This is a genomic window from Nocardia sp. (genome assembly GCF_025465275.1).
Taxonomy (GTDB): Bacteria; Actinomycetota; Actinomycetes; order Mycobacteriales; family Mycobacteriaceae; genus Nocardia.
The window spans coordinates 1-12655 of record NZ_JAODNK010000157.1 but is presented as its reverse complement, the minus strand read 5'-3'; the positions used below and the strand labels follow the sequence as shown (position 1 = coordinate 12655).

Genomic DNA, 12655 nt, shown 5'->3' with positions numbered 1-12655 from the left:
CGGGCCGCCGGTCGGTGTTGAATATGGTTGCAGTGCAAGGTTTGTGGATGATCAGGAGAATGCGGTGACCCTCGGCCCGGACGATACCGGCCCCATCAGGATCGGCGAGGCCGCCGAGTGGACTGCCACGGTGGTCGGCGCGCACCGCCTGCGCGAGGACCTCGCGGTGGTTCGCCTGATCGGCGAATTCGTGCCCTTCGCGCCCGGCCAATCGGTGGAGGTGCGCACTCCGCAGCACCCGAATATGGTGCGCCGCCTCTATCCCGCACTGCCACCCTCGCTGGACGGCAAGCTGGAATTCCACATCCGTACCGTCCCCGGCGGCTGGTGCAGCGGTTCCCTGGTCTCGGACACCCGGACCGGCGACGAATGGCGCATCAGCGCCCCCGCGGGCTGGCTGGCCGTGGACGAGGCGGCCACCGAGGTGGTCATGCTGGCCGACAGTGTCGGCCTGGCCCCGTTACGCGCACTGCTGCTGGATATTTCGCGTCGCGAGGCGCCCCCGCGCACGCATCTGTTCGTGGCCGGCAGATACCCTCGCGACCTGTACGCCGACGATATGCTGCACCTGATGGCCAATGAACTACCTTGGCTCACAGTGCTTCCCGTGGTCCTGGACGAGGATAATCCGGACTGGACCGATCACTGGTACGAAGCCTGTCGCGTGGATATCGGGTTCGAGCCGGAGGAGCTGCTGCCCGGCACTCTGGCGGAGATCGTCACCCGCTTCGCGCCGCTGGACCATCAGCACATTGTGGTGTGCGGCAATGCCGGCGCCGTGCATTCGGCCGTCGAACGGCTCGTCGCCACCGGCACAGCTCCGGAAGCCATTCGCTACGAAGGCTTTTGAGGGTTGGTGCCCCGCACCGCTGCCCGAAGACCGACAGCGGCGCGGGGGCTTGGGGCCCGCGTCAGAACAGCGGGTCGTGGCGGATATTGCTGGTCGAGGTACCCGCCGCCATGAGACGGAACTTGGTGGTCTGCACCATGGAGGGCGACCCGACGATCTGCACGTCGCGATCGGCCCAGGAGCCGAAACTGGCGACTATTTTGCCGATTTGACCGACCCTGCGCGGTTGCAGGCCCGGATGATCCTGGGGCTCACTGGAATTGGTGAGCTGCCACCAGGGGTTCTCATCACTCTCGGTGACCGGGGTGACGGTGAGCCACTTATTGGCCAGGGCGAGCTGACTGAGAATTTCGAGGTCGTAGAGGTCGCAGGGGTAGTGACCGCCCACGAACAGATCGACCTTCGGATTGGAGCGGCGCTGCGTCATGGCCATGAGTTGTGCACGCAGCGGCGCGATTCCGGTGCCGCAGGCGACCATGAGCATTTTGCGGCGGGTATTGCGCGGTACGCCGAGCCCACCGAGCGAGGAGCCGATCAGCCACTGTTCGCCGACCTTGGTATGGCCGACCATGGCCGGGCTGACCCAGCCGCCGGTGACGCCGCGAATATGGAATTCGATCTCACCACCGGCATTGGCGGGGATGGCCGGGGAGAGATACCGCCACATCCGCGGGCGGGAGGGGATCTGCACACTCATGTACTGACCGGCCGCGTATTGCATGGGCTGATCCAGCTTGAGTCGCACGATGGCGAGGTTGCGCAGCACTTCACGATGTTCGATGACGGTGCCGGTCCAGACCGGTGGGGTGCTTTCCTTCTCGGCCGCACCCATCATGGTGCCGGCGATGACGCCGAGACCCTCGTCCCAGGCACTGTCGACCTCATCGGTCCACATCTCGGTACCGGCGTAGGCCTGCATGGCCGTCTTCAGGGATTTGCCCACAGCCGCATAGTGTTCGGCCACCACACCGTATTTGCGGTGGTCGCGGCCGAGCTGGGCGAGGAAGGGGAGCAATTTGTCCGGCTCCTCCAGCCGGTCGACCACATAGGCGATCGCTTTCACCAACCTGTCGCGCTGGGCGTCCAGCGCGGCCGGGAAGAAGTCCCGCACTTGAGGATACTCCGTGAAGAGAATGGCGTAGAACGAACGCGCGAGCTTTTCGGGGCCACCGTCTTCCGCAGCAACCGACTTGAACGTCGTTCTAATCAATGCGACGGTCCGCGAATCCATTTGTGTCACAACCCCATTTCGCACTCGAACACAGCCCGGGCCGGTGAGTGCAGTGCTGCGGGACACTCGACAGCAGCCGTTGCTGAGCAAGTGTAGGCGAGGTTTGCCAGCAACGGAACGAGACGTTTCAACTACGTGCTTGTAATTCCCCAAAAACGAATGTGGGACAAGCAAACCCGCTAGAAAACAGACTGTTCAACTGGGAAACACCGTGGGACACGGGTTTCCACCCGTCGAATCTGGGACATTCGTTTTGCAAGACTCAGATAAGGAGCGATCCTCCCGCAACCTTGAAGGTTGCCGAAATACGTTGCGGTATAAGGACAAAACTCGCAATCGTCAGAAGTTTACAACCGGCCGGTCTGTATTTAATTCTCCCCCACACTTATCCACAACTTCTCCCACAAACAAAGAAATGCAGCACATCACCCGCAACAAAGAGAAAAGCTCCGTCATCCGGTGACCTTTCGGCCGGGACCCACTGTGGATCCCGGCCGAAAACATCGGTATGACGGAGCTGTCGTACTACGTGCGGCGATGGCGCGGTTGCCAGACAACCAATGCCGTACTGCGCTGTGGAGGACTCAGATCCGGCCGGTAACCCGACCGGAGTCTGTCCACTTCATTACCCAGTTCGGCGACCCGCTGCTGCAGCTGCTCGACCTGGTTGGTGAGTTCGATGATCCGTTTGATGCCCGCCAGGTTGACGCCCTCGTCCTGGGACAGGCGCTGCACCTCGCGGAGCAGCTCCACATCCCGGTCCGAGTAGCGCCGGCCGCCGCCCGAAGTACGTTGCGGCGATACCAGACCCAGACGGTCATAGGTACGCAGCGTCTGGGCGTGCATGCCCGCCAGCTGCGCAGCCACCGAGATCAGGAAGTACTGAGCCTCGGCGGCCTGTTTCGGATCGGGATTCATCACGCACCTGCCCAGCCGGCTCGCGGATCGAAACCACTGGTCTTCTCCGCCTCCGCATAGCGCCGCAGCGCCTCGGTGGCTTCGTCGTCCAGTTTCTGCGGAATCGCGACCTTGACGGTCACGAGCAGATCGCCCGCGACGCCGTCGCGCTTGGGCACACCGCGTCCGCGCACGCGCAGGGTGCGGCCGTCGGCGGTGCCCGGGGGCACCTTGACGCCGACGCGTCCCTCCAGCGTGGGCACGGAAACCGTTGTCCCCAACACCAGTTCGCTGTAACTGACCGGCAGCACCAGGGTCAGGTCATCGCCGTTGCGGCCGAAGACTTTGTCCTGACTGACGTGCACGGCGACGTAGAGGTCGCCCGGGGGCGCACCTCGCAGACCCGCTTCGCCCTGGCCCGCCAACCGGATTCGCTGACCATCACGCACCCCCGGGGGGATACGCACGGTGATGGTGCGGGTCCGGTTCTGGATGCCGGAGCCGTGGCAGTCGACGCACGGGTCGTCGATGATCGACCCGGTGCCCCGGCAGTCCTCGCACGGCTCGCTGAATCCGAACGCACCCTGGTTCCGGCTGACTACGCCGGATCCGTTGCAGTGCGGGCAGACTCGCGGGCTGGTGCCCGGCTTCGCACCGCTGCCGTGGCAGGTGGTGCAGGCTGCCGGGCTGGTCATGCGCAGCGGAACGGTCACACCCTGGGCGGCCTCGCGGAAGCCCAGCGTCGTCTCGGTCTCCACATCACTGCCGCGCCTGGGGCGCGACGAGGTACGAGTGCCGCCGCGGTTGAACAGTCCGCCGAGTAGATCGCCCAGCCCACCGTCGCCCGCGCCCGCTCCGGCCGTCTGACCGCCGAAGATATCGCCCAGGTTGAAGTCGCCGGAGAATCCGCCGGGCTGGCCGTAGCCGGCACCGCCGGGCGAGAAGCCACCGCGGCCGAAACCGCCGTTGGCGAAGAGCTTTCGCGCTTCGTCGTACTCCTTGCGCTTCTCCGGATCGGACAGCACGGCATGCGCCTCGCTGACGACCTTGAATCGCTCCTCCGCCTTGGCGTCACCCGGGTTCTTGTCCGGATGCAGCTCGCGGGCGTGCTTGCGGTACGCCTTCTTGATCTCTTCCTGGGTCGCGCCGGAGGCGATACCCAGCTCCTTGTAGAAGTCCTTTTCGAGCCACTCCCGGTTCACCGGGCATCTCCTCCTTCCAGATTTCTCGACGCCGCCATCCCGTACGGGACCGACGTGGTGGCCCCGTGCGGGGCCACCGGTGTGTCAGGCGCCAGCGGCATCGGGGCCGGCGTTCGTCGAATCCGATGCGGCCGAGCCGTTCAGATCGGCCACCCCGTCGGTGACCCCGACCAGCGCATGACGCAGGACGCGGTCGCCGAAGCGGTAACCCTTGCGCATGACCATGCCGATCACCGGGTCGTGCCCGGAGCCCTCGTGCTGCACGGCCTCGTGCAGGGTCGGGTCGAAAGGCTCACCCTCGGAACCGAAGTCCTCGAGGCCCTGCTTCTGCAGGGCGGTGACCAGTTTGTCCGCGACCGACTTGAGCGGTCCATTGTCCAGGTCGCCGTGTGCGCGAGCGCGGTCGAGATCGTCGAGCACGGCCAGCAGTTCGCCGACGACCGTCGCCTTGGCATTGTCGATGGTGGCCTTGCGGTCCCGTTCGACGCGGCGGCGGTAGTTGGCGTATTCGGCGGTGAGCCGCTGCAGATCGTTGGTGCGCTCGGCGAGCTCGGCGGTGATGGTGTCGGCGAGCGAATCCTCGCTCATGGCAACATCATCCGCAGCCGAAGCCGCGGCGAATCCTTCCGCCGCGGCCTCCGCGCCCTCACCCGAGACCGTGATCGGTTCTTGTTCCGGGTTCGGGTTCGTCACTTCTTCTCCGGCTCCTCGACGACCTCGGCGTCGACGACGGTGTCATCGGCGTCGGGCGCGCTCGAGCCATTGCTCGAGGCGGCCTGATCCGCGGCACTGGCGTCGTAGATGGCCTGGCCCAGCGCCTGCGACTCGGTCGCGAGCTTCTCCACCGCGGTCTTGATGGCCGCGATATCGGTGCCCTCGAGCGCCTTGTTGGCGTCGGTGATGGCCGCCTCGACCTTGGTCTTGATCTCGGCCGGGACCTTGTCCTCGTTGTCCTTGATGAACTTCTCGGTCTGGTGCACCAGCGATTCGGCCTGGTTGCGGGTCTCGGCCTCTTCGCGACGGGCCTTGTCCTCCGAAGCGTGCGCTTCGGCGTCCTTGACCATGCGATCGATCTCCTCCTTGGACAGGCCGGAGCCGTCCTGGATCTTGATCGTGTTCTCCTTGCCGGTGCCCTTGTCCTTGGCCGTCACGTGCACGATGCCATTGGCGTCGATGTCGAAGATGACCTCGATCTGCGGCACGCCACGCGGAGCCGGCGGGATGCCGGTCAGCTCGAAGGATCCGAGCAGCTTGTTGTGCGAAGCGATTTCGCGCTCACCCTGGAAGACCTGGATCTGCACGGACGGCTGATTGTCATCGGCCGTGGTGAAGGTCTCGGACCGCTTGGTCGGGATGGTGGTGTTGCGCTCGATGAGCTTGGTCATCACGCCGCCCTTGGTCTCGATACCCAGCGACAGCGGGGTGACATCGAGCAGCAGGACGTCCTTGACCTCACCCTTGAGCACACCGGCCTGCAGGGCGGCGCCGACGGCGACGACCTCGTCCGGGTTCACGCCCTTATTGGGCTCACGGCCGCCGGTCAGTTCCTTGACCAGCTCCGAGACGGCGGGCATACGGGTCGAACCACCCACGAGCACAACGTGATCGATATCGGCGACGGCGATGCCGGCGTCCTTGATGACCGACTGGAACGGCTTGCGGGTGCGGTCCAGCAGATCGGAGGTGATCTTCTGGAACTCCGCGCGGGTCAGCTGCTCGTCGAGAAACAGCGGGTTCTTGTCCGCGTCCACCGTGATGTAGGGCAGGTTGATCGAGGTCGACTGCGAGGACGACAGTTCGATCTTGGCCTTCTCGGCGGCCTCGCGCAGGCGCTGCAGGGCCATCTTGTCCTTGGTCAGGTCGATGCCCGAGGACGCCTTGAACTTGTCGACCAGCCAGGTGACAACGCGCTCGTCCCAGTCGTCGCCGCCGAGGTGGTTGTCACCGGAGGTCGCACGGACCTCGACGACACCCTCGCCGATGTCGAGCAGGGAGACGTCGAAGGTACCGCCACCGAGGTCGAAGACCAGGATGGACTGTTCCTTGTCGCCCTTGTCCAGGCCGTACGCCAGCGCGGCCGCGGTGGGCTCGTTGACGATGCGCAGGACGTTGAGGCCCGCGATCTGGCCGGCTTCCTTGGTGGCCTGGCGCTGCGCGTCCTCGAAGTAGGCGGGGACGGTGATGACCGCGTCGGTGATCTCCTCACCGAGGTAGGCCTCGGCGTCGCGCTTCAGCTTCATCAGCGTGCGCGCGGAGATTTCCTGCGGGGTGTACTTCTTGCCATCGATCTCCACCGACCAGTCCTCGCCCATATGGCGCTTGACGGACCGAATCGTGCGATCGACGTTGGTGACAGCCTGGTTCTTCGCGGGCTGACCCACGAGAACTTCGCCGTTCTTCGCGAAAGCGACGATCGACGGGGTCGTACGCGAGCCCTCCGAGTTGGCGACGACTACCGGCTCACCGCCTTCGAGAACGGCGATGACCGAGTTCGTGGTCCCGAGGTCGATACCGACCGCACGAGCCATGGTGATTCCTCCTGATTGACGTACCGATGTGTCCTAGCGGCGGGATCCTGCTCCGAATCGGGGCAGGATCCTCAGCAACACTGAGCGTGGTCGGCTCAATCCTGCACCGGTTGTCCGTCTGGTGCAACTTGAACTTGAGTCCGCTTCGCTCAACCTTGTCTGAACAGCACCAACGGGCGACTCATGACATCTATTCCAGGGAGCGCAGAAAATTTTCGTGCAGGGTCGAGATTACTGCGGGAGGTGCACCGTGATCGGCTCGCCCTGGGGCGATACCTGCACGTATGCGGTTTTGGAGCCGTTCTCGACGTAGATGCTGACCAGGTCGCGGAAGACGGTGAAGCCTTCCGCGGTAAGAAGATTCGGCATCGGAATCGCAATCGGCTGGACCACGCCGAGCGGAGCTACGGGCGCGCCTGCCGGAATATCCGGCGGCTGATCCACCGCCACGAATCCGGCCGCGAACATTGCCGCGCAGGCCGCGAGCACCGCCCAGCTGAATACCTTGCGCCGCTGCGTCTTCGGCGGCTGCACCACGGCGGGCGCATTGTCCGGCCGCTGCAGATCCGAGGTCAGATCCGCCAGCTCGCCCAAAGTCGAGGCTTCCCCGGCGAGTTCGGTGAGCGCCCGGTGATCGGCCTCGTTCAGCTGACCGTCGGCGAGCCCCGCATCCAGGAGCGCGGCGGTTGCCGCACGATCACTGTCCCGTGCCCGAGTCCGGGTCGGATAACGGCTCAGCTCCGCCGGTTTCGCCGGTGTGGCCGTCGGCGGCACCTCGGTCCGCCCGGGTTGCAGATCCCCCACCAGCTGCCCGAGCTCCGCCACCGTCTGCGCGGCCTGCGCCCGCTGCGACCGCTGGTCGTACTCGTCCGCCCCCAGCTGGCCTTCTTCATAAGCAGCGTCCAACCGCGCACGCGCATCCACGCGATCTACATCCCGAGCCCGCATTCGCCCGGCGCTCGCAGACCCCGACGCATCGGACGACCTCGCACTCACCCCCGAAGGGTAACGGCCCACTCCCCACCCAGCTGGGCGAAGCGGACATACCCCGTGAAAGTATGTTCGCTACATATTTGCTCGAGGGGATATCAATGCAACTTCGCACTCTCACCGCCGCCGGAATCAGCGGCGCGGCCGCCGCGGCCTTCGCTCTCAGCGGAGCCGGTGTCGCCAATGCCTACGAACCGCCGATCGCCTGGCAGCCCCCGGGCTCGCAGTCGGAAGGCAATGCCATCACCGGCAGCTGCGGGGTGCACTACCGCACCTCCGTCGACTACAACCCGGATCGTCCGGGCGTGCTCACGCTGAATCTGCAACCGCTGGGCACCTACGGGGCCGGAGCGGACAATCCCGCCGGATGCAATGGCGCGGTCATGTACTGGGCGTTGAACTGGGACAACCTGCCCGCCAGCCGACTGCCGACCTACGCCCAGGTGAACGCGACCAAGGACGGCGGCCCGACCATCTCCCTGGACCTGCCCGTCGGTTCCGGAAAGGTCTCCGTGACGGCCGAGGGCTACAACCACTACCTCATCGGCGAGGGACCGTCCTTCTCCACCTTCTATCAGGTTCCCTAGCCGGTTCCACTACGCCTCTACCAGGTGCCATAGCTATAAGACACGCTGGCAAACAGGGAATTCCGGACATCGCCCCCTCCGCAGTCGAAGATCCTCTTGGCGTCGCACCCGGAGGAGGCAGGATGGCATTCCGATTCGGCATCTCGATCCCGCCCACCGCGGCGGCGCTGGAGGACGTCCTCGATATGGCGAAGGCCGCCGAGGACGAGGGGCTGGATCTGGTGGGGATCCAGGATCACCCGTATGCGGCGGAATTCGGGGATACCTTCGCGGTGCTGGGGGCCTGCTTGAGCGCGACCAGGCGGATCAGCGTGTATCCGGGGGTCGCGAATATGCCGCTGCGGCGGCCTTCCATGCTGGCCAAGCAGGCCGCCACGTTCGATCTGCTGAGCGGCGGGCGGTTCGAGCTCGGGGTCGGGGCGGGCGCTTTCGAGGACGGTGTGGTCGCCATGGGTGGGCCTGCGCTGAAGGGGCGGGCGGCGCTGCGGGCTCTCGAGGAGGGGATCGAGATCATCCGCGCCGCCTGGAGACCCGGGCGGCTGGTGTCGGTCCAGGGCGACGAATACACGGTGCAGGGCATTGCGGGCGGGCCCGCGCCGGCGCACCGGATCGGCATCTGGATCGGAGCCATGGGCCCGCACGCCCTCGATCTGGTGGGCCGGGTTGCCGACGGATGGGTTGCGCCACTTCCGAATTGGCTGCCCTGGGAGCGGTGGCGGGCCGCGCAGGACCGAATCGACGCCGCCGCACTCGCAGAACACCGCGATCCACAAACCATCACCCGCATGGCGGCGCTCCCCGGCGTCATCAGCGATCAGCAACTCCAACCCCGCCCCCGCGGCAACGACCCGATCCAAGGCTCCGCCCGGGAGTGGGCGGAAATCATTGCCGCCCTGCACAAGAACGCCCGCTTCGACACCTTCATCTACTGGCCCCCCGGCTTCGACGTGGACCAGGTCCACCGCTTCGCCCGCCGAGTAGTCCCCGCAGCCCGCGAACTACTCACCGCACAGACCTAACCCGAACTCCCCCGCGATGCCCGGACCGCACAGGTCCCACCCGACCGCACAGGTCCAGTCCGACCGCACAAAGCCCGTCCGATCGCACAAGGCCCGTCCGATCGCACAGATCTTTTCTCAGCGGCACAACGGATATAAGGGGTGTGCGGTTCGGATAACAGCTGCGCGGTTGCGGTCCGGGGACTAAGGGGTGTGCGGTTCGGATAACGGCTGTGCGGTTGCGGTCCGGGGACTAAGGGGGCCGGTACCGAGGGGGATTGTCAGTCCAGGAGGGGGAAGCGGCCGGAGGTGAGGATGGTGGTGATGGCGTCCATTTTGGCTTGGGGGGCTGCGTAATCCGGGTGGGCGCCGAGTATGGCGGCGGCGGCGTGCAGTTGCGCCATCTGGCGTTCTACTTCCTGGGCGGCGCGGCCGGCGGTCGGCGGTGTTGCGGCGCGGGGGCGCGCCAGTTGCCGGGCGGCGCTGTCTACGGTTCGGCCGCCCGGGGTGAGGGGATGTGCGGCGAAGGTGGGGCGGGGTGGGGTGATGCGGCCGAGGTCGACGGCCTTTTCTACGCGGCGTGAGCAGCGGCAGAAGGCCTGCGGATTCGCCAGTCCGCAGGTCGAGGTGAGGAAGTTGCCCAGTCGTTTCTTGGCTCGCTCCAGGCGCTTTCGGTAAGCGGGGGCGGTGGTGCCGGAGATCCATGCCGCCTCGGCGGAGCTGAGTTCGAAGATCTCGGAGAGTACGAAGGCGATGCGTTCGTCGCGGACCAGGCATTGCAGCATGGCCTGGCTGCAATTGAGCCGCACCTCGTGGGTGAGCAGACTCGATTCGGGGCCGCGGTAATCCTGTTCGGCCAGACCGTCTTTCAAGCCTTCGCTGAATTCGTCGAGGCTCAACTGCTGCTGCTCCTGCGGCGTCCGGCGTTTCAGGTTGAGCAGATAGTTGACCCCGATCCGGTACGCCCAGGTGAGCAGTTTGGCCTCACCCCGCCAGGTGCCGAGCTTGCCGACCACCCGCAGCAGGATCTCCTGGCTGGCATCCTCCGCATCGGCGGGCCGCCACACCATGCGCAGCGCCAGCCGGTAGATCGGATCCTGCAGCAGCCGAACCACTTCGGAGATCGCCGCCCGATCTCCGCCGACCGCCCGCGCCACCAACTCCCGCTCGGCCGCATCCGGCCCGGACTCCACCTCCGCCGTGCCCCCGAAATCATGGCCGTCGACCGCTGCACCGGAGCTCCCCTCGACCTCCGTCATGATGTCCGGTGCGACGCCGCGCGTGGTGTTTCCCACTCGGGATTCAGGCGTGTCCGCGGAAGATCTGCCGCTGGCTTCGGTCTCCATATCGCCAGCTTGGGCGCGGATGCGGCGTGGCGCAAGGCGGTTCGACAGGGCTGTGCGGTGCGCGATACGACCAGTGGGCAGTCCGCCTGTCCTGGGATCAGTAGGGCGAGGCAGGGCCGATCGCAGAGCGCGGCGTGTAGTGCACCCGCGATCGACTCCGAACCTCTCGTCACCAGCGTTCAGGCGATGGCTGGGGCCGCCGTCAATGCGTGGCGCTGAATCCATTCCGCGACCGCGGCACCGATGGCGTCGGGCTGGTCTTCCGGGCAGTGGTGCCCGGCGGGGCCGATATTCGTGATCTCGGCGGCGGCGAAGGTGGCCGCCGCCCAGTCCATCGTTTCCGGGGAACCGAGGCCGACGCCGTTCTCGACGGCCATGACCAGCTTGGGCACCTCCGGGGTGGAGGCCATCCAGCGGTCGTAGTTCTCGATGATCGCGACCACGTCGGCGGGTTCGCCGTCGAGCGGGAATTCGCGCGGCCACACCAGCATCGGCTTGCGGGATTGCGGGGTCGGGTAGGGCGCGCGGTAGGTGTCCAGGGCTTCCGGGGTGAGGTTGTGGGTGGAGGCGGGCAGGTTGAACTCGATGAACATATTGCGTTCCAGGACCATCTCCTCCCCTTCCGGGGAGCGGAAGCGGCGGAAGAGTTCCGCGCCCTGCGGCGGCATTTCCGACCAGCGCATGGGACGCAGGAAGGTCTCCACCACGGCGATGCCGCGCACTCGGCCGGGATGGCTTGCCGCCCAGTCCATTCCGAGCGCACCACCCCAGTCGTGGCCGACGATGATCACCTGCTCCAGCCCGAGCGCCTCGAACCAGGCGTCGAGGTAGCGGGCGTGATCAACGAACCGGTAGTCGCTGTCGGGCTTACCGGAGGCGCCCATCCCGATGAGATCCGGTGCCAGCACCCGGGTTTCGCCGCTGACATACGGGATCACATTGCGCCAGATGTACGACGAGGTCGGGTTGCCGTGCAGGAACACCACCGGGATGTCACCGGTGCCGGTGTCGCTGTAGTTGAGGAACGAGTCGAGTACATCGATGCGGGTCATGAGGGCTGTCCTTTCGAGTGAATTGCCTTCACCTGGTTGGACACCGGCGGCACCCCGCTGTGACCGCCCGAGTCAGTGACCCGTGTCACATCCGGAACCAGCGGCCCGATCGGTGGTGAATCCCGGATGAATCCCGGGCAGCAGCCCGCTTCCGGCAGCCGTCTTCTGCAGCAGTGCGAGCAGTGTCTCCCGCTCGCCGGCATCGAGCGCCGAGGTGATTTCCGCATCCAGGGCGGCGGCGATTCCCGCTGCCCGCGTGAGCATTTCGTAACCGGCGGGCAGCAGATACACGGCGTGCGCGCGCCGGTCGGTCGGGTGTTTGCGGCGCTCGACGAACCCACGCTTCTCCAGATCGTCGACCAGTCCGACCATCACATTCCGGTGGATGCCGAGCGCCTCGGACAACTGCTGCTGGGAGCGCCCACCGGCGGCCTCGAGGATGCGCAGCATGCCGAACTGCTGCGGTTTGATGCCGAGCGGGGTGAGCAGATCGGTGAACCGGAAGGTGGCCTGCGTACCCAATTGCGACAGCACGAAGGGGATGGAATCGGCGAGCAGCACGGGGCGCGGGTCGGCTTCGGTCACATCGAAATTCTACATGCGAGCACCAATCATGATTGCCATCTTGCGTGATAATCACCTGAGGTGCATAGTTTGAGAGGTCGCAGCACCCCACCGAATCGAAATCGCCCCACCGAATCGAAGAGAGCTCGCCGTGGAATCCGACACCATCCCCACAACACTCGATCCACGCCGGTGGATCGCCTTCGCCGTCGTCCTGGCCGCCGGGTTCATGGACCTGCTCGACGTGACCATCGTGAATGTCGCGGTACCGAGCATCCAGAAAGATCTGGGCGCCGCGTATTCGGATATCGAATGGATCATCGCCGCCTATGTGCTGTCCTTCGCGGCAGTGCTCATCACCGGCGGCCGACTCGGCGACATCTTCGGCCGCAAGCGCGTATTCCTGGTCG

Annotated in this window: 13 protein-coding genes; 4 read left to right on the top strand and 9 right to left on the bottom strand. The window is 65.8% G+C overall.

The genetic code is table 11. The features are described 5' to 3' along the window. Positions 1–64 precede the first annotated feature (64 nt). Positions 65–850 (top strand): FAD-binding oxidoreductase, encoded by a 786-nt coding sequence (locus JWN03_RS33970; RefSeq protein WP_297623638.1) that lies wholly within the window; start codon positions 65–67, stop codon positions 848–850. Positions 851–911: 61 nt separating this feature from the next. On the opposite strand, the gene JWN03_RS33965 is transcribed toward JWN03_RS33970, so the two are convergent. From JWN03_RS33965 to JWN03_RS33940, 6 genes are all read right to left on the bottom strand, one after another. Next, entirely contained in the window at positions 912–2081 is a 1170-nt protein-coding gene (locus JWN03_RS33965; RefSeq protein ID WP_297623635.1) for a globin domain-containing protein, read from the bottom strand. Between the two features lie 525 nt (positions 2082–2606). Continuing rightward, positions 2607–2999 (bottom strand): heat shock protein transcriptional repressor HspR, encoded by a 393-nt coding sequence (locus JWN03_RS33960; RefSeq protein ID WP_297623632.1) that lies wholly within the window; start codon positions 2997–2999, stop codon positions 2607–2609. Next, positions 2999–4180: a molecular chaperone DnaJ gene (gene dnaJ, locus JWN03_RS33955; RefSeq protein ID WP_297623630.1), complete on the bottom strand. Its 1182-nt coding sequence runs from the start codon at positions 4178–4180 to the stop codon at positions 2999–3001. Before dnaJ ends, JWN03_RS33960 begins: the two co-directional genes overlap by 1 nt. Positions 4181–4264: 84 nt before the next feature. Beyond that, the gene (gene grpE / locus JWN03_RS33950; protein WP_297623627.1) at positions 4265–4873 is read right to left on the bottom strand and encodes a nucleotide exchange factor GrpE; all 609 of its coding nucleotides are present in this window, start codon (positions 4871–4873) and stop codon (positions 4265–4267) included. Beyond that, positions 4870–6708: a molecular chaperone DnaK gene (dnaK, locus tag JWN03_RS33945; RefSeq protein ID WP_297623624.1), complete on the bottom strand. Its 1839-nt coding sequence runs from the start codon at positions 6706–6708 to the stop codon at positions 4870–4872. The genes grpE and dnaK overlap by 4 nt, the downstream gene beginning before the upstream one ends. Before the next feature lie 231 nt (positions 6709–6939). Continuing rightward, entirely contained in the window at positions 6940–7656 is a 717-nt protein-coding gene (locus JWN03_RS33940) for a DUF1707 SHOCT-like domain-containing protein (protein ID WP_297623715.1), read from the bottom strand. 143 nt (positions 7657–7799) lie between these two features. Between JWN03_RS33940 and JWN03_RS33935 the strand changes: the two genes are divergently transcribed. Together JWN03_RS33935 and JWN03_RS33930 are read left to right on the top strand one after the other, a co-directional pair. After that, on the top strand, positions 7800–8285 hold the full coding sequence (locus tag JWN03_RS33935) for a hypothetical protein (RefSeq protein WP_297623622.1): 486 nt from the start codon (positions 7800–7802) through the stop codon (positions 8283–8285). Positions 8286–8407: 122 nt separating this feature from the next. After that, positions 8408–9304: an LLM class flavin-dependent oxidoreductase gene (locus JWN03_RS33930; protein ID WP_297623619.1), complete on the top strand. Its 897-nt coding sequence runs from the start codon at positions 8408–8410 to the stop codon at positions 9302–9304. A 260-nt stretch (positions 9305–9564) separates the two neighbouring features. Here JWN03_RS33930 and JWN03_RS33925 read toward each other — a convergent pair whose 3' ends face one another. From JWN03_RS33925 to JWN03_RS33915, 3 genes are all read right to left on the bottom strand, one after another. Next, the gene (locus tag JWN03_RS33925) at positions 9565–10578 is read right to left on the bottom strand and encodes an RNA polymerase sigma factor (protein ID WP_297623616.1); all 1014 of its coding nucleotides are present in this window, start codon (positions 10576–10578) and stop codon (positions 9565–9567) included. A gap of 230 nt (positions 10579–10808) precedes the next feature. Further along, positions 10809–11681 carry a haloalkane dehalogenase gene (locus JWN03_RS33920; protein WP_297623613.1) on the bottom strand — a complete coding sequence of 291 codons (873 nt, stop codon included), beginning with the start codon at positions 11679–11681 and terminating at the stop codon, positions 10809–10811. Between the two features lie 72 nt (positions 11682–11753). Next, positions 11754–12266, bottom strand: a complete 513-nt coding sequence (locus JWN03_RS33915) for a MarR family winged helix-turn-helix transcriptional regulator (protein ID WP_297623610.1) — start codon at positions 12264–12266, stop codon at positions 11754–11756. A 130-nt stretch (positions 12267–12396) separates the two neighbouring features. On the opposite strand from JWN03_RS33915, the gene JWN03_RS33910 reads away from it, so the two are divergent. Further along, positions 12397–12655: MFS transporter (locus JWN03_RS33910; protein WP_297623607.1), on the top strand; the 259-nt coding region annotated here is incomplete at its 3' end.